This is a genomic window from Bauldia sp. (assembly GCF_965232525.1).
GTDB lineage: Bacteria > Pseudomonadota > Alphaproteobacteria > Rhizobiales > Kaistiaceae > Bauldia.
Window position 1 is genome coordinate 3,243,124 of sequence record NZ_OZ246980.1, and the last position, 25,050, is coordinate 3,268,173.

Consider the following 25,050-nt stretch of genomic DNA (forward strand, 5'->3'; position numbering starts at 1 on the left):
GGCTGTCGATCGAATGTCAGCGATCGTTCTTTCCATCGCCCTGCGGCGACGTATCGCGGCCGCCGTCGCGGCAACCCTCGGCCTCGGGCTCGTCCCACAGCTCGCCGCGGCCGAACCGAAGCACGGCATCGCCATGCATGGCGAGCCGGCGTTGCCGCCCGACTACCAACACCTCCCTTACGCCAATCCCGATGCGCCCAAGGGCGGCTCGATCGGTCTGTCCGGACAGGGAACCTTCGACAGTCTCAATCCCTTCATCCTCAAAGGCAGCGTGCCCGACGGGCTGTGGGCGAAGAGCGCCTTCTGGCCCGCCCGGTTGTGGGACAGCCTGATGGTCAGGAGCTGGGATGAACCGTTCACGCTCTACGGACATGTCGCCGAATTTGTCGAGACCCCGGAAGATCGCTCTTGGGTGGAGTTCACCATCAATCCACTGGCGCGGTTCCAGGACGGCGAGCCGATCACCGCGGAGGATGTCGCGTTCTCGTTCGAGCTTTTGAAGGACCACGGCCTGCCCCGCGACTGGCACAAGAAAGTCGACCGCGTCGAGGTCAATCCCGGCAACAAGGTGCGTTTCGTTTTCGGCGAGGACTGGGATCGGGAGATGCCCTTGCTGATCGGGCTTATCCCGGTATTTCCGAAACACGCCACCGACCCGGAGGCGTTCGCGACATCGGGACTGACTCCGCCGCCGGGCAGCGGTCCGTACAAGGTCTCCAGCGTCAAGCCGGGCAGCACGGTCGTTCTCGCCCGCGATCCGGATTACTGGGCCAAGGACCTCCCCCAGAAACGCGGCTTCGACAACTTCGATGAAGTGCGCATCGAATACTTCCGCGATGGCGGAACCTTGTTCGAGGCCTTCCGCAAGGGCTTGTTCAACGTCATGACCGAGACCAATCCGGTCCGGTGGGAAACGGAGTACGACTTCCCGGCCGCGGCTCAGGGCCAGATTGCGCTGAACGAGTTCGTCACCGGCACGCCGAAGGGCATGAACGGATTCGTCTTCAATCAGCGACGCCCGGTCTTCGAAGATGTCCGGGTGCGTGAGGCGATGGCCTATTTTCTCGACTTCGAATGGATCAACCGGAATCTCTTCGCCGATGCCTACGAGCGGACCGGCAGCTATTTTCAGGGTTCGACGCTCTCCGGCCTGGGCGTTCCCGCCGATGACGCCGAGCAGGCACTTTTGGCGCCCTTCCCTGACGCGGTTCGCGACGATGTAATGGACGGCACCTACGCGCCGCCGGCCAGCGATGGCTCCGGCCGCGATCGCGCTAATTTCCGCAAAGGGATCGACCTGCTCGAGTCCGCCGGCTGGACCGAACAGGACGGCCGGATGGTCAACGCCGAAACTGGGGAGCCCTTCACCTTCGAATTTCTGGCGCTCAACAAGGAAGAAGAGCGTCTGGCGCTGGCCCTGCAGCGCTCGCTCCGGCTGGTTGGCATCGACATGCAGATCCGGACCGTCGACTCCACCCAGTATTGGGAGCGCGTCCTTAACACCCGCGATTTCGACATGATGCGCTGGACCTATGGGGCGTCGCTTTCGCCGGGCAACGAGCAGTTCGGACGTTGGTCGAAGATCAGCGCCGACACTTATGGACGGCTCAACTTCGCCGGCGTGTCCGAGCCCGCTGTCGACGCCATGATCGCCGCAATGTTGTCAGCGACGGAATGGGAGGAATTTGTCGCTGCCGTCCGCTCCCTCGACCGTGTCCTCATCTCCGGCTTTCACGTCATCCCGCTCTTCCATTCGCCGGAGCAATGGGTGGCGACTTGGGACAACCTGCAACTCCCGGATAGATCATCGACCTCCGGCGCTGTCCCGGCGTCATGGTGGGCCGCAGAGTGAACCCGGCGGCGGTTTCGATCGATGTGATTTCAGATGTCGTCTGCCCGTGGTGCTACCTGGGGCGAAGCCGGCTTGCCGAGGCGCAGGAAAAGGAAACCGACATCACGACACTCGTGCAGTGGCGACCGTTCCGGCTCGATCCCACCATCCCGCCGGGCGGCATCCCGCGCGAGGATTACCTCAACCGCAAATTCGGCAGCGTCCAGGCGATCCAGCCGATGTACGATCAGCTGACCGAACTCGGGGCGGCCGAGGGTATCGATTTCCGTTTCGACCTGATCACCCGGTCGCCCAACACTGTCGACGCTCATCGCGTCATCCGCTGGGCGGCGGACGACCACTGGCAGGACGCGGTGGTCGAGGGATTGTTTGCCGCCTATTTCTGCCGTGGCCTCGACATCGGCGATCACGGTGTTCTCTGCGAGGTGGCCGAGGACGCCGGTGGCGACGGCCAGGCCATCGCTGCAAGGCTGGCCACCGACGAGGACACCGCGGCGGTCGAAGCCGAGGTCGAGAACGCCTACCGGATCGGAGTCAGCGGGGTGCCCTGTTTCATCCTCGCCGGGCGCATGGTCGTAACCGGCGCCCAGCCGGCCGAGACGCTCGCCGAGGCGATCGAGGCCGCCGCGGCGGCGCCAGCCCCACCCGCGCCGGAGCGGCCCCACTAGGCGGCGGCCTTCTCGCCTTCCTCGGCAATCTTCGCCAGGATGATCAGGATCGTCGCCGCGCCCTTGACCCGGCGCTCGGTATCGCTCCAGTCGCGGTTCACCACCACCTTCTGATCGGGCCGCACCTTCGCCAGCGTCCCCTCCTCGGCGATCCAGTGCAGCAGCCCGGCCGGGTTGGCGAAGACGTTGTCGCGGAAACTGATCACCGCGCCCTTCGGCCCGGCATCGACCTTCTCGACATTGGCGCGCCGGCAGAGTGCCTTGATGGTCACCAGCTCGAGGAGATGCCCGACCTCGTCCGGCTGCGGCCCGAAGCGATCGATCATCTCGGCGGCGAAGGCTTCGATGTCCGCCTGCTCGCGCAGGTCCGCCAGACGACGATAGAGCCCCAGCCGAAGTTGTAGATCGGGCACATAGGTCTCGGGAATCATCACCGACGTTCCCATGGTGATCTGAGGTGACCAGTCGCCCTCCTCGACGACGTCGCCGGTCTTCAGCGCGGCGACCGCCTCCTCCAACATCTGCTGATAGAGCTCGTAGCCGACCTCGCGGATATGGCCGGACTGCTCCTCGCCCAAGAGGTTGCCGGCCCCGCGGATATCCAGGTCGTGACTGGCGAGCTGGAACCCGGCGCCGAGCGTGTCGAGCGACTGCAGAACCTTGAGCCGCCGTTCGGCGGTCGGCGTCAGCGTCCGTTCCGCCGGCACGGTGAACAGCGCATAGGCCCGCTGTTTCGACCGGCCGACCCGGCCGCGGAGCTGGTAGAGCTGGGCCAGACCGAACATGTCGGCCCGATGGACGATCAGCGTGTTGGCAGTCGGAATGTCGAGCCCCGACTCCACGATCGACGTCGACAGCAGCACGTCATATGCCCCGTCGTAGAACGCGGTCATGATGTCTTCGAGTTCGCTCGACGGCATCTGACCGTGCGCCACGGCGACCTTCACCTCCGGCACGGTCTCCTCCAGGAACGCGGCTTGCTCGGCCAGGTCGCTGATCCGCGGACAGACATAAAAGCTCTGGCCGCCGCGATAGCGTTCCCGCAGCAGCGCTTCGCGAACCACCAGCGCATCGAAGGGCGCGATGAAGGTGCGCACCGCCAGCCGATCAACCGGCGCAGTGGTGATCAGCGACAGCTCCCGCACCCCGGTCAGCGCCAGTTGCAGCGTGCGCGGGATGGGCGTCGCCGACAGTGTCAGAACGTGAACGTTCGCCTTCAGCTCTTTCAGCCGTTCCTTGTGCTTGACGCCAAAATGCTGCTCCTCGTCGACGATCAGCAGGCCAAGGTCCCGAAAGGTGATCGACTTGCCGAGCAGCGCGTGGGTGCCGATCACGATATCGATCGAGCCGTCCGAAAGGCCGGCCTTGGTCGCGGCGAGGTCCTTCGTCCCGACCAGCCGCGACGCCTGGGCGATGCGCACCGGCAGCCCGGCAAACCGGTCGACGAACGTCCTGTAGTGTTGGCGGGCCAGCAGCGTTGTCGGTACGACGACCGCGACCTGCCGGCCGCTCAGCGCGGTGATGAACGCGGCCCGCAGCGCCACCTCGGTCTTGCCGAAGCCGACATCGCCGCAGATCAGCCGATCCATTGGACGCCCGGCCGCCAGATCATCCAGCACCGCCGTGATCGCGGTGTCCTGGTCGTCGGTTTCCTCGAACGGAAAGCGCGCGGCGAACTCATCGTAGGCGCCGTCCGGCGGTGTCATCGCCGGCGCCGTTTTCATCTCGCGCTGGGCGGCGACCTTCATCAGCGCCTCAGCCATATCGCGGATGCGCTGTTTCAGCCGCGCCTTACGCGCCTGCCATGCCGTGCCGCCGAGCTTGTCGAGCGGCGCCTCGGCCTGGTCAGACCCGTAGCGCGACAGGAGCTCGATGTTCTCGACCGGCAGATAGACGCGATCGTCGCCGGCGTAGTGTATCTCCAGGCAGTCGTGCGGCGCGCCAGCCGCCTCGATCGTCTTGAGGCCGACGAAGCGCCCGATGCCGTGGTCGGCGTGGACGACAAGGTCGCCCTCCGCCAGGCTGGTCACGTCGGTCAGGACATCGGCGGCGCGGCGCTTCTTCTGCGGCCGGATCAGACGATCGCCGAGAACGTCCTGTTCGCCGACCACCATCAGGTCGGGCGAGTCGAAGCCTTCCTCGATCCCCAGAACCGCGAGGCCAACGACACCCCGCGCCAACCGGCTCGCTTCGGCCCAGTCGGCGACCGGCTGAATGCGTTCGAGACCGTGGTCGGCGAGAACCTGTCCCATCCGGTCGCGCGAGCCATCGCTCCAGGAGGCGACGACCACCGTCTTGCCAGCTTTGACCGCGGTGCCGATGTGTTCGATCACCGCATCGAATACATTGATTTCGTTCGCGTTTCTTTCGGCGGCGAAATTCCGGCCGCGGCGCGCTTCCAGGTCGATCACATCCGGCGCCGGCGGGCTGGCGAACGGTGACACCCGCACGACCGGCCGCGCGGCCAAAGCCGCCTTCCAGTCGTCTTCGGTCAGGTAGAGCTGATCGGGACGCAGCGGATTGTAGGGCGCCCCGCCGGTCGAGCCCGCCTCCAGCGCCTGCACGCGGGCCTCGTAGTGATCCTCGATCTGGTCCAGCCGCTCACCGACCGCTTCGTTGTCGAGGTGATCGAGGGCAACGATCGCATCGTCACCGACATGATCGAAGACCGTCTGGAGTTCGTCGGCAAACAGCGGCAGCCAGTGCTCCATGCCGACATAACGCCGCCCCTCGCTCACCGATTGATAGAGAAGATCGTCGCGATCCGCGGCACCGAACAGCGCCACGTAGCGTTGCCGGAACCGGGCAATCGTCTCCGGGCTGAGGTGCATTTCGTTGGCCGGCACCAGCGCAATGCGGCGGCGCGCGGCCACGGTCCGCTGGGTCTCGGCATCGAAGGTCCGGATCGACTCCAGCGTGTCGCCGAAGAAATCCAGCCGCACGGGGTCACCGGCGCCGGCGACATAGAGATCGAGGATACCGCCGCGGACCGCATATTCGCCGGCTTCGCGAACGGTCGGGCTGCGCAGGAACCCGTTGTCTTCGAGCCAGCCGACGATCGTATCCATTCGGATCTGATTGCCGGCGGCCAGAGCAAGTGAACCGGCGGCGACGAAGTCGCGAGTTGGCACCCGTTGCAGCGCGGCGTTCACCGTCGTCAGCACGATCGACGGCCTCTCCGCCGGTGCCGATAGCGCGGTCAGGGCCGCCATGCGCCGCGCCACGACCGCCGCGAGCGGCGACGCCCGGTCGTAGGGAAGGCAGTCCCACGCCGGGAACGCGATGATATCGATGCCCGGCGCGAAGAAGCGGATCGTCCGCTCGACTTCGGCCAGACGCTGCCCGTCGCGGGCGACGAAGACCACCCTGCGATTGGCGGATGCCGCTGCGTCGGCCAGCGCCCGCCCGACCACGCCGTCGGGAACCGAGGCCAGGGTCAGCACCGCTCCGGGCTCCGGCATCGCGGGCAGCGATGGCCGGGCGTAGGGCCGCACGATCGTGTCAGACATCGGAACTGACCGATTGTTGGTGGAAGGCGATGAGCCGGGCGAGGATCGACGATCGCATGGAGACGGGCACCGGCCGGCTTCCGGTGACCCAGGCGAAGATGTCGGGGTCGGGCATCTCCAGCAGGCTCGCGAACGCCTCCAGCTCCGCCTCATCAAACCCGGCGATATGGGCGTCCGCGAAGCGGCCGAGGATCAGATCGGTCTCCCGGGTTCCCCGGTGCCAGGCTCGGAAGGCCAAGCGTTTGCGCGCGAGCGCCGTTGCGTCCTCGGTCGGTGTCACAGCCCATATCCATAGCTAAGCGGCGCCGGGTCGTTTTGACCCGTCGCTCCGCGATAGGGATATAGCGATATGTCAGCGCGAAGTCAGCCGCCCGTTACCGGTTCGATCGAAAATTCCTGCCCTCGGCATCACCGACGATCTCGGTTTCACGCGGCAAACACGCGTCCTTGCGGCATCACTTCGGTGGTATCCGTCCGCAATTGCCACCGGGCGTAATGGAATCCATCGGTCATTGCTTCGCCGGTGAACCATTAGGCTCCGCTGACGCTGTGATTGTGCAAAAAAAATGGCCGCAAAGAGCACAAATAGATGACAAGTCGCCCGCGGTTCGCTACGGTCCTGTCATAAAAGGGGAGTGAGTAACAGCGCTCAGCGCGGGCTCGGTTCCCACAAAAAAGGCATCGCGGTCTAAGTCTTGGGAGGAAGATCCCTTTTTGGCGCGCCTTAGGGTTGCTGCCGCCCCAATCCGGAGCAGAGGCTCAATCAGCCAATTGGGTCGCGGACGGGCATGAAGGGTTAAGACGCGGAACTCTAGAAGCAAGGCTTTAAGCCTTGCTTTTTTTATCGCCCTCGCTGCTAGCGCGCGCCGTCCGATAGGTCCGGCATGAACTGATCGGCGATGTCCTCCATGCCGTAGCCGACATAGCCGAAGACGAACCAGATTCCAGTGGTGATGATCGTTGCGACAACGGTCGTCACGATCGCCTTCCGCACCAGCCGCGGATTGTTGGGCGCGCTCGAGGCGGTGCCGAGAACGACCTCGCCCTCCTCCTCTTGGCTGCGCATCCCCCAGGGGAGCACCGCGAACAAGGCGACCCACCAGACGACGAAGAAAATGGCGACCAGGCTGATGATGCTCATCGTCCCGCCGCCTCAGGCCTGCTCGAGTTCGATCAGCGTGCCGAAGAAATCCTTCGGGTGGAGGAAGACCACGGGCTTGTCGTGGGCCCCGCGTTTCGGCTCGCCGCTGCCGAGCACCCGTATGCCGCTTTCGGCAAGCGCGGCTGAAGCCGCGGCGACATCGTCGACTTCGTAGCAGAGGTGATGGATGCCCCCGTCCGGGTTTCGCTCCAGGAAAGCCGCTATCGGCGACTCCGCCCCCAGAGGCTCGAGCAACTCGATCTTGGTATTCGGCAGTTCGATGAACACGGTGGTCACGCCGTGTTCGGCAAGCGGCACCGGTTCGGAGACGCGCGCGCCAAGCCGATCGCGATACCGCGCGGTCGCCGCGTCGAGATCCGGCACGGCAATGGCAACGTGATTGAGACGTCCGATCATCGGTGGGTCATACGACCGTCAGGAACACCGTGCAATTCGGCTTTTTGCCCCATAGGGCGTTCGCCTCGGCCCGCACCGCGCGTCGTACCGCCTCGCGCGCGATCTCGGCGTGCTTGCGGCGCGAGCGGGGAATCGACTCGATCGCCCCCTCCGCCGCATTGATCAGCGCTTCCACCATTGGCCGGCCGAACGCATCCGATTCCGGCAAACCGACCGCGACGACATCCGGCTCGTCGATCAGGTTGCCCCGTCGATCCAGCACGAGCGAAACGCTGATCTGACCGGCGAAGGCAAGGCGCCGCCGCTCGACGATGCCGAGGTCCTCCATCGCGCCGATCAGACGACCGTCGCGATAGAGCCGCCCGGTAGGCACGTCGTCGATCACCGCGGCGCGACCCGGCGCCAGGCGCACGACGGCACCATTCTCGATCTGGAGCACGGTCGGAACACCGAGGTCCCGCGCCAGTTCCGCATGGGCGGCCAGATGCAGCGCTTCGCCATGGACCGGCACGGCAACGTCCGGCTTCAGCCAGTCGTAGAAATGGCGTAGTTCCTCCCGGCGCGGATGACCCGAAACATGCACCAACCGGTCGCGATCGGTCTGGACTCTGACCCCCTGGCTGACGAGCGCGTTGATGATCGTGTTGATCGCCACCTCGTTGCCGGGGATCGTCCGCGACGAAAACACCACCAGATCGCCGGCATCGAAGCTCACATTGCGATGTTCGTTCGCCGCAATCCGCGCCAACGCCGCACGCGCCTCGCCCTGGCTTCCGGTCAGCAGGGCGAGCACCCGCTTGCGGGGGAGCTCGTGGAACGCTTCCTCCTCGCGAAACGGCGGCAGGCCGTCGAGCATTCCCTGCTCGGCGGCGACATCCAGAACGCGGCGGATCGCCCGTCCGACCACCACCACCTCGCGGCCGGCCGCCGCCGCGGCAAGCGCAACCGAACGGAGCCGCCCGACGTTGGACGAGAAGGTGGTGAACGCGACGCGGCCCTTCGCGGCGGCGACGACTTGCTCGATTTCGCGGGCGACCTCCTGTTCGCTCGGGCTTCGGCCCTCACGATAGGCGTTGGTGGAGTCGCAGATGAGCGCGGTCACCCCTTCCTCGCCGATCACCTTCAGCCGCTCCACGTCGGTCGGTAATCCCACCACCGGCGTGTCGTCGAGCTTCCAGTCGCCGCTGTGCAGGGCCAGTCCCGCCGGCGTCCGGATGGCCAGCGCATTAGCCTCGGGAATCGAGTGCGCGACGTTGATGTATTCGACATCAAAGGGACCGAGCTTGATCCGCTGTCCGGGCCTGACGACGGTTACCGGTACGACATCGGCCCCTGGTTCCGACGCCAGCTTGGCATTGAGCAGCCCCGCGGTGAACGCGGTCGCGTAGACGGGCACCCGCAGCTGCGGCCACAACTCGATCAGCGCGCCGTAATGATCTTCGTGGGCGTGGGTGATGAAGATCGCCGCGAGGTTGGTGCGCTCTTCTTCGAGATAGCCGATGTCCGGGAAGATGACTTCGGCCCCCGGCGCCTCGTCGCCGGCGAACGCGATACCGAAATCGACGGCGATCCAGGTCCGATCGTCGGCCGGACCGTAGCCGTAGAGGCTGAGGTTCATACCGATCTCGCCGACCCCGCCGAGGGGCAGAAAGACCAGTTCGTTTCCGTCCTTGGTGGATCGCCGGGTCAACGGGTCGTCGCCGCCACGCCGAAATGGACTTCGCCCGAGGTCACCGCGCGCTCGGACCCGTCAGCCGCCCGGACCAGCAGCCGCCCTTCGTCGTCGATCGACTCGAACACGCCGGAAAAGACCTCCGGTCCGACCCGCACCGCGATATCGCTGCCGATGCCCGCGGCCCGCTCCAGCCACCATTGCCGGATTGCCGGAAATCCCCGGCCGCCATCCCAGACATCGATCAGCCCCGCCCAGGCGTCGGTAAGGTAGCGGAAGAGGTTGGGCGCATCGACCCCGGGCGCCAGGTCCCGGAGCGCGGCTGCCGAATAGGTGACGCCGGTCGGTGCCGACGTTACGTTGACGCCGATGCCTGTTGCCACCGCCAGGCCGACGCCATTGAGCTTCTCGGCTTCGAGCAGGATGCCGGCGACTTTCATCCCGTCGATCAGCACGTCGTTGGGCCACTTGAGGCGAATGCGCGTCGCTGCCCCCTCCCCACCGTCGACGGCAATGGCGAATCTGAGATCGGGTGCCACCTGACGGAGCGCGTCGTCCAAAGCGAGACCGGCGACGAAACCGAGCGTCGCGGCGCGCTCCGGCGACAGTTCGACGACCGTCAGAATCGTCGCTGCCAGGCTCCCGGGTTCGGTCGACCAGGCCCGTCCCCGGCGCCCACGACCCGCGGTCTGCGCGCGGCTCGTCAGCCACAGGCCGCCGGGATCGCCGGCGCGCGCCAGTGCCAATGCCTCGGCGTTGGTCGAGCCAACCGTGTCGAATGCCTTCAGTCGGAATCCGGCGGCCGAGGCCTTATCGCCGAGCGCGAAGTCGGTCACGCTAGAAAAACGTCCCCGCCGCCCGCGCCGCCGCCGAGCCGATCTCGCCGCCGAATACCGCGAACAGCAAGACGAAGGCGCTGCTGAGGCCAAGGACGACCCGGAGCTCTCCGGACATCGGTTCGAAGCCGGCCGCCGGCTCGTCGAAATACATGATCTTCACGATGCGCAGATAATAGTAGGCGCCGACCACGCTGGCGAGGACGCCGATGACCGCGAGCACGTAGAGGCCCGCGTCGATCGCCGCCAGGAACACGTAGAACTTGGCGAAGAAGCCAGCGAGCGGTGGAATGCCGGCGAGCGAGAACAACAGCATCGCCAGCAGAAAGGCCATCGTCGGGTGAGTCTTGGAAAGCCCCGCGAGATCGTCGATCTCGTAGACCATGCCCTCGCGTCGCCGCATGGCGAGAATGCAGGCGAACGTGCCGAGCGTCATCGCCAAATAGATGGTCGCGTAGAGGATGACGCCCTGGACGCCGGCTTCGTTGCCCGCCGCCAGACCGACCAGCGCATAGCCCATGTGGCCGATCGACGAATACGCCATCAGCCGTTTGATGTTGCGCTGTCCGATCGCGGCGAAGGCGCCGAGCAGCATCGACGCAATGGCGATGAACGACAGGATCTGCTGCCAGTCCGGCGTGATCGGCTCGAACGCGCCGACGACGACGCGAACGAACAGCGCCAACGCGGCCACCTTGGGCGCGGCCGCGAAGAACGCGGTCACCGGCGTCGGCGCGCCTTCGTAGACGTCCGGCGTCCACATGTGGAACGGCACAGCCGAAATCTTGAACGCCAGCCCGGCGATCAGGAACACGAGCCCGAAGGTCAGACCGAGCGAGGCCCCACCCTCCTGCAGGGTCGCCGCGATCCCGGCGAACGTGGTCGTCCCGGTGAAGCCATAAACCAGTGATGCGCCGTAGAGCAGCATCCCAGACGAGAGCGCGCCGAGGACGAAATATTTGAGTCCCGCCTCGGTCGCCCGGGTCGAGTCCCGGTTGATGGCGGCAACGACATAGAGCGACAACGATTGGAGTTCGAGGCCGAGATAGACGGCGATCAAGTCGTCGGCCGAGATCATCATCATCATGCCGAGCGTCGCGATGACGACCAGGATCGGGTACTCGAACCGCTCGAACTTCTGCGCGCGTGCGTAGCCGACCGACATGACGATCGCGAACGCGGAGCCAATCAGCACAAGAATCTTCATGAACCGGGCGAACGGATCGAGCACGAAGGCGCCGCTGAAGGTAACGCCGGCGACCGGCGAGAAGATGAGGATCAATCCAACCCCAGCCAGCAGCGCGACCGACAGCCCGGTGATCAACGGGGTCGACCGCTCGCCGACGAAGACACCGATCATCAGCATCACCATCGCGCCGACGGCGAGGATGATCTCCGGCAAGGCCGGGAGAAGATCGGGGACCGCGGTCATGGCGACACCGCCGCGAGTTTGCCGGCGGCCGACAACGCCGCCTGGTAGTTGGCCACGAGTTGGTCGACCGACGCGGCGGTCACGTCCATGATCGGCGCCGGGAAGAATCCGAACAGGAGCGTCAGGACCACGAGTGGCGCGAGGATGAGCTGTTCGCGCGGCGACAGGTCGAGAATGTCCTTCAGGCTGCCCTTCTCAAGCTTGCCGAAAATCACCCGGCGATAGAGCCAGAGCGCGTAGCAGGCCGACAGGATCACCCCGGTCGTCGCCAGGAACGCCACCCAGGTATTGACCGGGAAGGTGCCGGCCAGCGTCAGGAACTCGCCGACGAACCCACTGGTCCCCGGTAGGCCGACATTGGCCATGGTGAACACCATGAACGCCGCGGCATAGAGCGGCATCCGGTTGACCAGCCCGCCATAGGCCGAGATCTCGCGGGTGTGCATCCGGTCGTAGACGACACCGACGCACAGGAACAAGGCGCCGGAGACAATGCCGTGCGACAGCATCTGGAAGATACCGCCCTGAACCCCCTGCACCGTCATCGCGAAGATGCCCATGGTCACGAAGCCCATATGGGCGACGGACGAATAGGCGATCAGCTTCTTCATGTCCTTCTGCATCAGCGCCACGGCGGACGTATAGATGATCGCGATCACCGACAGGGCGAAGATCAACGGCGCTAGATCGGCCGAGGCCAGCGGAAACATCGGGACCGAGAACCGCAGGAACCCGTAGCCGCCCATCTTCAGCATGACGGCGGCGAGGATCACCGACCCGGCGGTCGGCGCCTCCACATGCGCGTCGGGCAGCCAGGTGTGCACCGGCCACATCGGCATCTTCACGGCAAACGACGCGAAGAACGCCAGCCACAGCCAGGTCTGCATGTTGGCCGGGAACTGGACGTCCATCAGCTTGACGATGTCGGTGGTCGGGCAGGTCGCGGCGATGCCGCCGGCCGAGGGATCGCACGGTACGACGGTGCCGGAGTACCAGTACATTGCCATCATGGCGAGCAGCATCAGCACCGAGCCGAGCAGCGTGTAGAGGAAGAACTTGAAGCTGGCATAGACCCGCCGGGTGCCGCCCCAGATGCCGATGATCAGGAACATCGGGATCAGGCCGCCTTCGAAGAACAGGTAGAACAGCACCAGATCGAGCGCGCAGAACACGCCGATCATCAGCGTTTCCATCACCAGAAACGCGATCATGTAGGATTTGAAGTTCTGCTTGATCGTCAGGCGGCTGGCGATGATGCAGAGCGGCATCAGGAACGTGGTCAGGATGACGAACAGCATCGAGATGCCGTCGACGCCCATGTGATAGGTGATGCCGCCGCCGAGCCACTCGACCCGCTCGATCATCTGGAAGCCGGGGTCGGTCGGATCGAAGTTGATCCAGATGAACAGCGAGATCACGAAGGTGACCGTCGTCGTCCACAGGGCGACGTTGAAGATGTTGCGGCGGGCGATGTCGTCGTCGCCGCGGATGATGAGCACCAGCAGCGCGCCGACGAGCGGCAGGAAAATGACGGTCGAGAGGATCGGCCAATCGGTCATGTGGCGATCCTCAACCGGCGAACATCAGATAGGTGATCAGCGCGGCAACGCCGATCAGCATGGCAAAGGCGTAGTGATAGAGGTAGCCGGACTGCAGCTTGACGACCCGCGCCGTGACATCCAACACCCGGGACGAGACGCCGTCCGGGCCGAACCCGTCGATCAGCCAGCCGTCGCCCTTGCGCCACAGGAACCGGCCGGTCCATTTCAGCGGACGGACGAACAGCCAGTCATAGAGCTCGTCGAAGTACCACTTGTTGAGCAGGAACCGGTAGAGCCAGTCGTTGCGCGCGGCGAGCTGCTGCGGGATCTCCGGTGACCTGATGTAGAACCACCACGCGATCGCCAGGCCGATCACCATCATGATGGTCGGCATCGCGATCACCCAGAACGGGACGTGGTGCATCTCCTCGAGGATGTTGTTGGCGTCGGCGATGAACAGCGAGCCCTTCCAGAACGCCTCGAAACCGTCACCGACGAACACGCTATAGAACGCCCAGCCGGCGCCGAGCGAACCGATCGCCAGGATGTAGAGCGGGATCATCATCACCGGCGGCGACTCGTGGACGTGGCTCATCACGTCCGCCGACGCTCGCGGCTTGCCGTGGAAGGTCATGAAGATCAGCCGCCACGAGTAGAACGACGTCAGCAGCGCCGCGAAGCCGACCAGCACGAAGGCGTATCCGGCAAAGGCGTTGTGGCCGACATAGGCCGCTTCGATCACCGCGTCCTTGGAGAAGTGGCCGGCGGTTCCGTAAAGGCCGGTCAGCGCCACCGTGCCGATGATCATCATCCAGTAGGTGCGCGGGATGAGGGTGCGCAGGCCGCCCATCTTGCGCATGTCCTGCTCGTCCGACACCGCATGGATGACCGAGCCGGCACCGAGGAACAACAGCGCCTTGAAGAAAGCATGGGTGAACAGGTGGAACATGCCGATCGAATAAGCACCCACCCCCATCGCGACGAACATGTAGCCGAGCTGCGAGCAAGTCGAATACGCGATGACGCGCTTGATGTCGTTCTGGACCAACCCCACGGTCGCCGCGAAGAACGCCGTCGTCGCGCCGATGAACGTGACGAACGCCAGGGCCACCGGCGCCAGTTCGAACAGCGGCGACATCCGCGCCACCATGAAGACACCGGCGGTCACCATCGTCGCGGCATGGATCAGCGCCGACACCGGGGTCGGGCCTTCCATCGCGTCGGGCAACCAGGTGTGCAGCAGGAACTGCGCCGACTTGCCCATCGCCCCCATGAACAGGAGCAGGCAGATCACGGTGAGCGCGTCGACCTGCCACGACAGGAACGGAATGGTCAGCCCTTCGGCCGACGACGCGTTGGCGAAGATCGTCTCGAATTCGACCGAGTTGTAGACAACGAAGAGAGCGAAGATGCCGAGGAGGAAGCCGAAGTCGCCGACCCGGTTGACGACGAACGCCTTGATCGCCGCGGCATTGGCGGCAGGCCGCTTGTACCAGAAGCCGATCAGCAGATAGGACGCGAGGCCAACCCCCTCCCAGCCGAAGAACATCTGGACCAGGTTGTCGGCGGTCACCAGCATCAGCATGGCGAAGGTGAACAGCGACAGGTAGGCGAAGAACCGCGGCCGATGCGGATCGTGGCTCATGTAGCCGATCGAATAGACGTGGACCAGCGATGACACGGTGGTCACCACCACCAGCATCACCACCGTGAGCGAATCGATTCGGAACGCCCAATCGACCGACATGGTTCCCGACGAGAACCAGTTGAACACCTGCACCCGCTCGGCGGTCTCCTCGCCGAAACCGATCGACAGAAACGCCACCCAGGAAAGCAGCGCCGAGACGATCAGCAGACCGGTGGTAATGATCTCCGCGGGACGCGAACCGACCGCCGCCGCCACATGGCCGTGGCCATGATCGTCGGCGCCGTTTTCGCTCTCCGCCGGCCGATGGCTGCGGCCACCGGGAGCGGCCTCGGCCACCGCCGTCCGTTGATGCGCGCCGAACAGCGAAATCAGCCCGGCAATGATCGCGCCGATCAGCGGCAGGAAGACGATGGCTGAGTACATTGCCGCGATCAGCCCTTCATCATGTTGACGTCTTCGACCGCGATCGAGCCACGATTACGGTAGAACACCACGAGGATGGCGAGGCCGATTGCTGCTTCGGCTGCCGCGACCGTCAGGACCAAGAGCGCGAAAACCTGCCCCACCATGTCGCCGAGAAAGGCGGAGAACGCGACCAGGTTGATGTTGACCGCGAGCAGGATCAGCTCGATCGACATCAGGATCACGATCACGTTCTTGCGGTTGATGAAGATGCCAAAGATCCCGAGCGTGAACAGGATCGCGGCGACCGCCAGATAGTGGCCAAGACCGACAGCCATCAGACGCCCTTCCCCGACTCGACCTTGCGGACTTCGATCGACGTCGCCGGCGTCCGCGCGACCTGGGCCGCGACCGACTGGCGTTTCACGCCTTCCCGATGGCGCAGCGTCAGCACGATCGCGCCGACCATCGCGACCAGGAGCACGAGCCCCGCCGCCTGGAAGAAGTAGACGTAGCGGGTGTAGATCAAGAGACCGAGCGCCTCGGTGTTGGAGACGTCGGGAACCACCGGCGCCGCCGGTGCGGTCTCCGGCGCGAACACCCAACCACCGACGACCAGCAACAACTCGGCAAGCAACACGATCCCGATCAACGCGCCGACCGGCAGGTAGTTGAGGAATCCCTGCCGCAGTTCGACGAAGTCGACGTCGAGCATCATCACCACGAACAGGAACAGTACCGCGACGGCGCCGACATAGACCACGATCAGGATCATGCCGAGGAACTCGGCGCCGAGCAGCACGAACAGCCCCGCCGCGTTGACGAACGCGAGAATCAGGAAGAGGACCGAATGGACCGGGTTGCGCGCGCCGATTACCATCACCGCCGAAGCGACGGTGACGGCCGCGAACAGATAGAAGAAGAATGCGCTGAGAGCCATTATCGTTGCGTCATCCGGACGTTTGTCGGCCCGACCGCCGGTTTCTTAGTCATTTGCCCCGCCCCCGTCCATGGGTCATCTGTGCTCGGCGTCGGCGGCGATATTGGCGGCGATTTCCCGCTCCCAGCGATCGCCATTCGCCAGTAGCTTGTCCTTGTCGTAGTAGAGTTCTTCGCGGGTTTCGGTGGCGAATTCGAAGTTCGGACCCTCGACAATCGCATCCACCGGACAGGCCTCCTGGCAGAAGCCGCAATAGATGCACTTGACCATGTCGATGTCATAGCGGGTCGTGCGACGCGTACCGTCATTGCGGCGCGGTCCCGCTTCGATGGTGATCGCTTGAGCCGGGCAGATCGCCTCGCAGAGCTTGCAGGCAATGCACCGCTCCTCGCCGTTCGGATAGCGGCGCAACGCATGCTCGCCACGGAAGCGCGGACTGACCGGCCCCTTCTCAAAGGGATAGTTCACCGTCGCCTTGCGACCGAAGAAGTACCCCATCGACAGAAAGAAGGCCGAGACGAACTCGGTGAGGAACAGCGACCGGGCGGCCTGTCCGACGTTCACGTTACGCACTCCATCCAGTGATCTGAAGAACCGCGGCGACGGCGACGACCATGAACAGCGAGATCGGCAGGAACACCTTCCAGCCGAGGCGCATCAACTGGTCGAAGCGATAGCGGGGCACGAACGCCTTCACCATGGCGAACATGAAGAAGACCAGGCTGACCTTGAGGACGAACCAGATAACCCCCGGTACCCAGTTGAACGGAACGACATCGATCGGCGGCAGCCAGCCGCCCATGAACAGGATGGTCGTCAACGCGCACATCAGGACGATGGCGACATATTCGCCGAGCATGAACAGCATGTACGGCGTCGACGAGTATTCGACCATGAACCCGGCGACCAGCTCCGACTCCGCTTCCGGGAGGTCGAAGGGCGGCCGGTTGGTTTCGGCCAGCGCGGAAATGAAGAAGATGACGAACATCGGAAACAGGACGAGCCAATGCCAGTCGAGGAAGCTGTTGGGCAGGCCGAACCGCGTGCCGAGGCCTTCCGACTGAGAAAGGACGATGTCGGTCAGGTTCAGCGAACCGACGCACAGCAGCACCGTGATGATGACGAAGCCGATCGAGACTTCGTAGGACACCATCTGCGCCGCCGAGCGAAGAGCGCCGAGGAACGGATATTTCGAGTTGGATGCCCAGCCGGCCATGATGATGCCGTAGACGCCGAGCGAGGAGATCGCGAAGATGTAGAGGATGCCGACATTGATGTCGGCGATCACCCAGCCCGCCGCGACCGGCACCACGGCCCAGGCCGACAGCGCCAGCGTCGTCGTCACCAGCGGCGCGAGCAGGAACACACCCTTGTTGGCGCCGGACGGAATCACCGGCTCCTTGACGACGAATTTCAACAGGTCGGCGAAGGATTGGAGCAATCCCCAGGGGCCGACTACGTTCGGCCCCCGCCGCATCTGCACCGCCGCCCAGATTTTTCGGTCGGCGTAGAGCAGATAGGCGATGAACAGAAGCAGCACCGTCATCAGCAGAAAACTCTGCCCGACGATGATGGCGCCCGGCACCACGTAATCGCTGAAGAAGCCGCCCATGCCGCTACTCCGCCGCGTCCGCCAAGCGCCCGGCGGCGAGTGCCGAACACTCGGCCATCACCGCCGACGAGCGGGCGATCGGATTGGTGAGGTAGAAGTCCTCGACGGCCAGACCGAACGGCTCCGACGAGGCCCTGCCGTCGCGTTTTGCCAGCGCTACCACGTCGTCGATCGACCCGGCCTCGATCTGATCGACCCGGCCGAGATGCGGATAATCGCCGTAGAGCTTCGCCCGCAGCGCTGCCAGCGAGTCGAACGGCAGGGTCCGTTCCAGCACCCCGGACAGCGCCCGCAGGATGGCCCAGTCCTCGCGGGCGTCGCCCGGAGGAAACGCGGCGCGGGCAGTCATCTGGACCCGGCCTTCGGTGTTGACGAACGTCGCCGATTTTTCGGTGTAGGTCGCGGCCGGCAGGATCACGTCGGCGCGCTGCGCGCCGGCATCGCCGTGGGTGCCGATGTAGACAACGAAGGTTTCGCCGAGCGCGTCGACGGCAATCTCGTCCGCGCCGAGCAGGAACATCACGTCGTATTCGCCGGCCGCCGCCGACGCCACCATGCCGATGACGTCCTGGCCGCCCTCGCCGGGTACGAAGCCGATATCGAGACCGCCGACCCGCGCGGCAGCGGTGTGCAATACGGCGAGACCGTTCCAGCCCTCGTCACGGTCGCCGGTAACAGCAAGCTTCGCCGCCTGTGACAGTACGACGTCCCCGTCCGGACGGGCTAACGCCCCGTGTCCGACGATGATCAGCGGGCGCTTTGCCTCGGTCAGCTTCTGCGCGAACGGATGATCGCCGGCGACGACAGCGGCGAGCGTGTCGGGTCCGGCGCCGAGATAGTCGTAGTCGTAGGTCAGATCGACCTGTTCGCCGATGAGGCCGACAGGGATATCGCCGAGCCGCCAGCGGCCGCGGAGCCGCGCGTTGAGAACGGACGCTTCGTGACGGGGATTGGCACCGACAAACAGGATCGCGTCGGCGGCATCGATTCCGGCGACGGTCGGATTGAACAGATAGCTTGCCCGGCCGCGCGCCGGATCGAGTTTGGTGCCGTCCTGGCGACAGTCGAGATGAGGCGAGCCGATCGATGCCATCAGCAGCTTCAGCGCATACATCTCCTCGACCCCGGCGAGGTCGCCGGCGATCGCGGCGACCCGGTTGGGATCGACGCCGTTCAGTTTGTCGACGATCGCGGCGAAAGCTTCGGGCCACGCCACCGGCTCGAGCCGCCCGTTGCGACGCAGGTAAGGCCGGTCGAGGCGCTGAACGTCGAGCCCGTCCCAGACGAACCGCGTCTTGTCGGAAATCCACTCCTCGTTCACCGCATCGTTGGTGCGCGGCAGGATGCGCATCACCGAACGGCCGCGCGTATCGACCCGGATCGCCGATCCGACCGCGTCCATCACGTCGATGGATTCGGTCTTGGTCAGCTCCCACGGCCGCGCCTGGAAGGCGTAGGGCCGCGAGGTCAGCGCGCCGACCGGGCAGAGGTCGATGACGTTGCCCTGCAGCTCCGAGCTCATCGCGTGTTCGAGATAGGTGGTGATCTCCATGTCCTCGCCACGGCCCGTCGCGCCCAACTCGGGCACGCCGGCGACTTCGGCGGAGAACCGGACACAGCGGGTGCAGTGGATGCACCGGGTCATGATCGTCTTGACCAACGGCCCGATGTACTTGTCCTCCACCGCGCGCTTGTTCTCGAAGAACCGGCTGCCGTCGACGCCGTAGGCCATCGCCTGGTCCTGCAGATCGCACTCGCCGCCCTGGTCGCAGATCGGACAGTCGAGCGGGTGATTGATGAGCAGGAACTCCATCACCCCTTCCCGCGCCTTCTTCACCATCTCCGACTTGGTGAACAGCTCCGGCGGCGCACCTTCCGGCCCCGGGCGCAGGTCGCGAACGTTCTGCGCGCACGAGGCGACCGGCTTGGGCGGTCCGCCCTTCACCTCGATCAGGCACATGCGGCAATTGCCGGCTATCGACAGGCGCTCGTGATAGCAAAAGCGCGGAATCTCGGCGCCGGCCGCCTCACACGCCTGGAGCAGCGTCAGCTCCGGCGGGACCTCGATTTCCTGACCGTCGACCTTGATGAGGGTCATCCAACACAGCCTTGGTGTGGTGTCTCGACAAGGTCGAGGCGTTTCACGATCCGCAATAGTCTCTCCTCGACCCGATCGATCCGGCGGTTGATCCCGATCACGGACATCTCTACCGCGGCCAGCCGCTCCTCGACGGCGGTGGCCCGAACCTTGAGATCGCGCACGTCTTCGCTCAGCCGGTCGACCTTTTCGTCGATCCGCCTGAGATACGCCAGTACGAGGTTGTCGGGTTCGTCGGCCATGCCTTACTCCGCCGCCTCGACCATCGGCGCCGACCTCGCTGCGTAGTCGTCGATCCGCTCCTCGATCACATGCCGGAAATGCCGGATCAGTCCCTGCACGGGCCACGCCGCCGCGTCACCGAGCGCACAGATCGTGTGGCCCTCGACCTGGTAAGTCACCTGGAGCAGCATATCGATCTCGCGCTTTTCGGCGCGTCCCTCGGCCATGCGCTCCAGGACCCGCCACATCCAGCCGGTGCCCTCGCGGCACGGGGTGCACTGACCGCAGCTTTCGTGCTTGTAGAAATAGGAGAGCCGGGCGATGGCGCGGATGATGTCGGTCGACTTGTCCATGACGATGACCGCCGCCGTCCCCAAGCCCGACTTGAGGTCCTTCAGCGTGTCGAAATCCATCGACAGATCGTCGCATTGCGACGCCGGCAGGCACGGCACCGAGGCGCCGCCGGGGATCACCGCGAGCAGATTGTCCCAGCCGCCGCGGACACCGCCACAGTGCTTTTCGATGAGCTCGCGCAGATCGATGCCCATCTCCTCCTCGACGGTGCACGGCTTGTCGACGTGGCCGGAGATGCAAAAGAGCTTGGTGCCGGTGTTCTTTGGCTTGCCGAGACCGGCAAACCACGCCGACCCGCGTCGCAGGATCGCCGGTGCGACCGCTATCGACTCGACGTTGTTGACCGTCGTCGGGCAGCCATAGACGCCGACGCTCGCCGGGAATGGCGGCTTCAGCCGCGGCATGCCCTTCTTGCCCTCCAGCGACTCCAAGAGCGCCGTCTCCTCGCCGCAGATATACGCCCCGGCGCCGTGGTGGACGATGATGTCGAAGTCCCAGCCGTTCTTGTTGTTCTTGCCGATCAGGTTCGCCTCATAGGCCTGATCGACCGCCGCTTGCAGATGTTCACGCTCGCGGATGAATTCGCCGCGCACATAGATGATCGCGGTGTGCGCGCCCATGGCGAAGCCGGCGACCAGGCACCCCTCGACCAGCGTGTGCGGATCGTGCCGCATGATCTCCCGGTCCTTGCAGGTACCGGGTTCGGATTCGTCTGCGTTGACCACCAGATAAGCCGGCCGGCCGTCGCTCTCCTTCGGCATGAACGACCACTTGAGGCCGGTAGGGAAGCCTGCGCCGCCGCGGCCGCGCAGGCCCGACGCCTTGATCTCGTCGATGATCCCGTCGCGACCTTTTTCCAGCAGCGCCTTGGTGTTGTCCCACTGGCCGCGCGCCATCGCGCCCTTCAGGCCCCAGTCATGGAGCCCGTAGAGATTGGTGAAGATCCGGTCCTTGTCGCTCAGCATGGCGTCACTTCACCGTTGCATCCACCGAGTCCAAGCGCCGTTCGATCCGCTCGACCCTTCGTTCGATTCCAACCGGCGGCGGCACCACGTCCGGCCGGGCGGCTCGCGCATCCGCGAGTTCCGATCGGATGGCCGATAACTCCATCCTGATTTCGGCGACCTCCGACTCCAGATCGGTCAGGCGCACCTGCAGCGCCCGGATCATCTCGTCGACAAGCTGGCTCATGACCTCAGCCATTGTCGGCCTCCGTCACCGGGGTTGCGGCACCCTTTGTCTCAGTCCCGATCTCCGCGAGCGTGGTCGGCCCGCTGACCGGCGCGGAGAAGGCGCGCTCGATCTGGGGGCCCGGCTTGACCGGTTTCCCGGCCGCGAGATCGTCGAGCAATTGTTCGAGGCTCTCCGCGGTCAGGTCCTCGAATGTGTCGGCGCCGATCTGGACCAGGGGCGCGTTGACGCAGGCGCCGAGGCACTCGACCTCCTCCCACGAAAACGCGCCGTCATCGGACAACCGATGTTGGTCCGGGCTGATCCGGCGGCTGCACACGTCCTTGATCGCGTCGGAGCCGCGCAGCCAGCACGGCGTCGTCCCGCAGACCTGAAGATGCGCGATCGCACCGACCGGTTCGAGCTGGAACATGGTGTAGAACGTCGCCACCTCGAGTACCCGAATCTTGGGCATGTCGAGCATCGCCGACACAACCTCGATCGCCGGTTCGGTCACCCAACCTTCCTGCTCCTGCGCCCGCCACAGCAACGCGATCACCGCGGACGCCTGCCGGCCCTCCGGATATTTCGCGATTTCGGTCTTCGCCCACGCGACGTTCTCGTCGGTGAAGGCGAAGCTCTCCGGCTGTTGCTCGGCAAGGCGGCGCACGGCCATTAGCGGTCGACCTCCCCGAAGACGATATCCAGCGACCCGAGGATCGCCGAGACGTCGGCGAGCATGTGGCCGCGGCACATGTGGTCCATCGCCGCCAGATGCGGGAAGCCTGGCGCGCGGAGTTTGCACCGGTAAGGCTTGTTCGACCCGTCCGACACCAGATAGACGCCGAACTCGCCCTTGGGCGCCTCGACCGCCGCATACACCTCGCCGGCCGGCACGTGATAGCCCTCGGTGTAGAGCTTGAAGTGATGGATCAGCGCTTCCATCGAGCGCTTCATCTCGCCGCGTTTCGGCGGGACGATCTTGCCATCGACCGAGGCAACCGGGCCCTTGCCGGAATCCTGGTTCAGCTTCTCCACGCACTGCTTCATGATCTTGGTCGCCTGCCGCATCTCCTCCATGCGGATGAGATAGCGGTCGTAACAGTCGCCGTTCTTGCCGATCGGAATGTCGAAATCCATCTCCGGGTAACATTCATAGGGCTGCGCCTTGCGCAGGTCCCAGGCCGCCCCTGAGCCGCGGACCATCACCCCGGAGAAGCCCCACTTCCACGCCTCTTCGAGGCTGATGACGCCAATGTCGACATTACGCTGCTTGAAGATGCGGTTGTCGGTGAGCAGTCCCTCGATGTCGTCGCAGACCTTGAGGAACGGGTCGCAGAACGCGCCGATGTCGTCGATCAGTTCTTGCGGCAGGTCCTGATGGACGCCGCCCGGCCGGAAGTAGGCCGCATGCAGCCGGCTGCCGCTCGCCCGCTCGTAGAACACCATCAGCTTTTCGCGCTCCTCGAACCCCCACAAAGGCGGGGTCAGGGCGCCGACATCCATCGCCTGGGTGGTGACGTTGAGGAGGTGCGAGAGCAGGCGGCCGATCTCGCAGAAGAGAACCCGGATCAACTGACCGCGGCGCGGCACCTCGATGTCCAGCAGCCGCTCGACCGCCAACGCGAAGGCGTGCTCCTGGTTCATTGGCGCCACGTAGTCGAGCCGGTCGAAATACGGCACCGCCTGCAGATAGGTCTTGTGCTCGATCAGCTTCTCGGTGCCGCGATGGAGCAGACCGATATGCGGATCGACGCGCTCGACGATCTCACCGTCGAGTTCGAGCACCAGCCGCAAAACACCATGCGCCGCCGGGTGTTGCGGTCCGAAGTTGATGTTGAAGTTGCGGACTTCTGTTTCAGCCATGAGGGTCAGTGCGCCTTCTCGTCACCAGGAAGTACGTAGTCCGTTCCCTCCCAGGGCGACTCGAAATCGAAGTCGCGGAACTGTTGTGCCAGCCGCACCGGCTCGTACACGACCCGTTTCTGTTCGTCGTCGTAGCGCACCTCGACAAATCCGGTCAGCGGAAAATCCTTGCGCAGCGGATACCCCTCGAAGCCGTAGTCGGTGAGGATGCGGCGCAGGTCCGGGTGGCCGGCGAAAAGCACGCCGTAGAAGTCGTACGCCTCCCGTTCGAACCAGTCAGCGCCGGGATAGACCGATGCGATCGAAGCGACCGGCGTCGCCTCATCGGTCGCCAGCTTGAGGCGGATGCGGGCGTTCTGACGCGGCGACATCAGGTGGTAGACGATGTCGAAGCGCTTTTCGCGGGCCGGCCAGTCGACCCCGCAGATATCGATCAGGTTGACGAAGCCGAGCCTCGGATCGTCGTAGAGGAACTTGACCAGCGGCAGGATCTCGCCGGGCACGATCGAGAGCGTCAGTTCGCCATAGGCGATATGCCAATCGACAATGGCGTCCGACCGCTCCGAGGCGATGTACTCGGCGATATCCCGCAGTGTTTCGTCCATGGGTCTGCCGCGGCCTAACGCTCGATTGTTCCGGTGCGCCGGATCTTCTTCTGCAGAAGCAGCACCCCGTAGAGCAATGCCTCCGCCGTCGGTGGGCAACCCGGAACGTAGATATCCACGGGGACAATGCGGTCGCAGCCCCGCACCACCGAATAGGAATAGTGATAGTAGCCGCCGCCATTGGCGCACGAGCCCATCGAGATCACGTAACGCGGTTCCGGCATCTGGTCGTAGACCTTGCGCAGCGCCGGCGCCATTTTGTTGGTCAACGTGCCGGCCACAACCATAACGTCCGATTGCCGCGGAGAGGCCCGCGGCGCAAAGCCGAATCGTTCGGCGTCGTAGCGCGGCATCGACATCTGCATCATTTCGACCGCGCAGCAGGCAAGCCCGAACGTCATCCACATCAGCGAACCGGTCCGGGCCCAGTTGACCAAGTCATCGGTCGAGGTGACCAGAAAGCCCTTGTCGGCGAGCTCGTTATTGACCTCGAGGAAGAACGGGTCTTCCGCCGGCGGCACCTGACCGTCCGCGGCGGGCCGACTGGGTGCGCTCAATCCCATTCCAATGCTCCCTTACGCCACTCATAGATGAAGCCGATGGTGAGCACCCCCAGGAAGATCATCACCGACCAGAAGCCGAACCAGCCGATGTCGTGGAAGACGACCGCCCACGGGAACAGGAAGGCGACTTCCAGATCGAAAATGATGAACAGGATGGCGACCAGATAGAAGCGGATATCGAACTTCATGCGCGCATCGTCGAACGGCGCGAAGCCGCATTCATAAGGCGCCAGCTTCTCCGGATCCGGGTTCTTGTACGCCACGATGAACGGCGCGATCAGGAGCGCAAGGCCCAGAACCAGAGCAACACCGATGAAAATCACCAGCGGCAAATAGTTGCTGAGAATGCTCTCCATCCTGTCCTCGCGCCGGCATGTCCGCTCGATGCGGAAACGCCTACCCTACTAACATGTTGCTGCACTGCCGCGCGACAAGTGCGGATCGATCTGATCGGATCGAGCGGCCGATTTCAGAACCGTTCCAACGCGACATGACGTGCGGA

Annotated in this window: 24 protein-coding genes; 2 read left to right on the forward strand and 22 right to left on the reverse strand. The window is 64.7% G+C overall.

The window, feature by feature from the left end:
• Positions 1-13: 13 nt before the first annotated feature.
• The gene (locus ACO076_RS15345; protein ID WP_421723711.1) at positions 14-1,852 is read left to right on the forward strand and encodes an extracellular solute-binding protein; all 1,839 of its coding nucleotides are present in this window, start codon (positions 14-16) and stop codon (positions 1,850-1,852) included.
• Complete coding sequence (locus ACO076_RS15350) at positions 1,849-2,520, forward strand: DsbA family oxidoreductase (protein ID WP_421723712.1); 672 nt, start codon at positions 1,849-1,851, stop codon at positions 2,518-2,520. Before ACO076_RS15345 ends, ACO076_RS15350 begins: the two co-directional genes overlap by 4 nt.
• Here the strand turns inward: ACO076_RS15350 and mfd are convergent.
• From mfd to ACO076_RS15460, 22 genes are all read right to left on the reverse strand, one after another.
• Positions 2,517-5,981, reverse strand: coding sequence for a transcription-repair coupling factor (mfd, locus tag ACO076_RS15355; protein ID WP_421726743.1), 3,465 nt, complete (start codon positions 5,979-5,981; stop codon positions 2,517-2,519). The two genes, ACO076_RS15350 and mfd, sit on opposite strands and share 4 nt — an antisense overlap.
• A 40-nt stretch (positions 5,982-6,021) precedes the next feature.
• A complete protein-coding gene (locus tag ACO076_RS15360; protein ID WP_421723713.1) occupies positions 6,022-6,309 on the reverse strand; it encodes a succinate dehydrogenase assembly factor 2 in 288 nt (95 codons plus the stop codon).
• Between the two features lie 576 nt (positions 6,310-6,885).
• Positions 6,886-7,170: a DUF1467 family protein gene (locus ACO076_RS15365; protein ID WP_421723714.1), complete on the reverse strand. Its 285-nt coding sequence runs from the start codon at positions 7,168-7,170 to the stop codon at positions 6,886-6,888.
• A gap of 12 nt (positions 7,171-7,182) precedes the next feature.
• The gene (mce, locus tag ACO076_RS15370) at positions 7,183-7,587 is read right to left on the reverse strand and encodes a methylmalonyl-CoA epimerase (protein WP_421723715.1); all 405 of its coding nucleotides are present in this window, start codon (positions 7,585-7,587) and stop codon (positions 7,183-7,185) included.
• Positions 7,588-7,594: 7 nt separating this feature from the next.
• On the reverse strand, positions 7,595-9,205 hold the full coding sequence (locus tag ACO076_RS15375) for a ribonuclease J (protein ID WP_421726744.1): 1,611 nt from the start codon (positions 9,203-9,205) through the stop codon (positions 7,595-7,597).
• Between the two features lie 68 nt (positions 9,206-9,273).
• Positions 9,274-10,095, reverse strand: a complete 822-nt coding sequence (locus ACO076_RS15380; RefSeq protein WP_421723716.1) for a biotin--[acetyl-CoA-carboxylase] ligase — start codon at positions 10,093-10,095, stop codon at positions 9,274-9,276.
• Position 10,096: 1 nt separating this feature from the next.
• The gene (nuoN, locus tag ACO076_RS15385) at positions 10,097-11,527 is read right to left on the reverse strand and encodes an NADH-quinone oxidoreductase subunit NuoN (protein ID WP_421723717.1); all 1,431 of its coding nucleotides are present in this window, start codon (positions 11,525-11,527) and stop codon (positions 10,097-10,099) included.
• A complete protein-coding gene (locus ACO076_RS15390) occupies positions 11,524-13,086 on the reverse strand; it encodes an NADH-quinone oxidoreductase subunit M (protein WP_421723718.1) in 1,563 nt (520 codons plus the stop codon). The genes nuoN and ACO076_RS15390 overlap by 4 nt, the downstream gene beginning before the upstream one ends.
• A gap of 10 nt (positions 13,087-13,096) precedes the next feature.
• Positions 13,097-15,139 carry an NADH-quinone oxidoreductase subunit L gene (gene nuoL, locus ACO076_RS15395; RefSeq protein ID WP_421723719.1) on the reverse strand — a complete coding sequence of 681 codons (2,043 nt, stop codon included), beginning with the start codon at positions 15,137-15,139 and terminating at the stop codon, positions 13,097-13,099.
• An 8-nt stretch (positions 15,140-15,147) separates the two neighbouring features.
• The gene (gene nuoK / locus ACO076_RS15400; protein WP_421723720.1) at positions 15,148-15,456 is read right to left on the reverse strand and encodes an NADH-quinone oxidoreductase subunit NuoK; all 309 of its coding nucleotides are present in this window, start codon (positions 15,454-15,456) and stop codon (positions 15,148-15,150) included.
• Positions 15,456-16,058: an NADH-quinone oxidoreductase subunit J gene (locus ACO076_RS15405; protein ID WP_421723721.1), complete on the reverse strand. Its 603-nt coding sequence runs from the start codon at positions 16,056-16,058 to the stop codon at positions 15,456-15,458. Before ACO076_RS15405 ends, nuoK begins: the two co-directional genes overlap by 1 nt.
• Before the next feature lie 75 nt (positions 16,059-16,133).
• Positions 16,134-16,622 carry an NADH-quinone oxidoreductase subunit NuoI gene (gene nuoI / locus ACO076_RS15410; RefSeq protein WP_421723722.1) on the reverse strand — a complete coding sequence of 163 codons (489 nt, stop codon included), beginning with the start codon at positions 16,620-16,622 and terminating at the stop codon, positions 16,134-16,136.
• Between the two features lies 1 nt (position 16,623).
• On the reverse strand, positions 16,624-17,670 hold the full coding sequence (gene nuoH, locus ACO076_RS15415; protein ID WP_421723723.1) for an NADH-quinone oxidoreductase subunit NuoH: 1,047 nt from the start codon (positions 17,668-17,670) through the stop codon (positions 16,624-16,626).
• A 4-nt stretch (positions 17,671-17,674) separates the two neighbouring features.
• Entirely contained in the window at positions 17,675-19,768 is a 2,094-nt protein-coding gene (gene nuoG, locus ACO076_RS15420; RefSeq protein ID WP_421723724.1) for an NADH-quinone oxidoreductase subunit NuoG, read from the reverse strand.
• Entirely contained in the window at positions 19,765-20,010 is a 246-nt protein-coding gene (locus ACO076_RS15425) for a hypothetical protein (RefSeq protein WP_421723725.1), read from the reverse strand. The genes nuoG and ACO076_RS15425 overlap by 4 nt, the downstream gene beginning before the upstream one ends.
• A gap of 3 nt (positions 20,011-20,013) precedes the next feature.
• Entirely contained in the window at positions 20,014-21,309 is a 1,296-nt protein-coding gene (gene nuoF / locus ACO076_RS15430; RefSeq protein WP_421723726.1) for an NADH-quinone oxidoreductase subunit NuoF, read from the reverse strand.
• Between the two features lie 4 nt (positions 21,310-21,313).
• Positions 21,314-21,547: a hypothetical protein gene (locus ACO076_RS15435; protein ID WP_421723727.1), complete on the reverse strand. Its 234-nt coding sequence runs from the start codon at positions 21,545-21,547 to the stop codon at positions 21,314-21,316.
• Positions 21,540-22,190, reverse strand: a complete 651-nt coding sequence (nuoE, locus tag ACO076_RS15440) for an NADH-quinone oxidoreductase subunit NuoE (protein ID WP_421723728.1) — start codon at positions 22,188-22,190, stop codon at positions 21,540-21,542. Before nuoE ends, ACO076_RS15435 begins: the two co-directional genes overlap by 8 nt.
• Positions 22,190-23,380: an NADH-quinone oxidoreductase subunit D gene (locus ACO076_RS15445; RefSeq protein WP_421723729.1), complete on the reverse strand. Its 1,191-nt coding sequence runs from the start codon at positions 23,378-23,380 to the stop codon at positions 22,190-22,192. The genes nuoE and ACO076_RS15445 overlap by 1 nt, the downstream gene beginning before the upstream one ends.
• Positions 23,381-23,385: 5 nt before the next feature.
• The gene (locus ACO076_RS15450; RefSeq protein ID WP_421723730.1) at positions 23,386-23,985 is read right to left on the reverse strand and encodes an NADH-quinone oxidoreductase subunit C; all 600 of its coding nucleotides are present in this window, start codon (positions 23,983-23,985) and stop codon (positions 23,386-23,388) included.
• A gap of 14 nt (positions 23,986-23,999) precedes the next feature.
• The gene (locus ACO076_RS15455; protein WP_421723731.1) at positions 24,000-24,548 is read right to left on the reverse strand and encodes a NuoB/complex I 20 kDa subunit family protein; all 549 of its coding nucleotides are present in this window, start codon (positions 24,546-24,548) and stop codon (positions 24,000-24,002) included.
• The gene (locus ACO076_RS15460) at positions 24,539-24,904 is read right to left on the reverse strand and encodes an NADH-quinone oxidoreductase subunit A (RefSeq protein WP_421723732.1); all 366 of its coding nucleotides are present in this window, start codon (positions 24,902-24,904) and stop codon (positions 24,539-24,541) included. The genes ACO076_RS15455 and ACO076_RS15460 overlap by 10 nt, the downstream gene beginning before the upstream one ends.
• Positions 24,905-25,050: the final 146 nt, after the last annotated feature.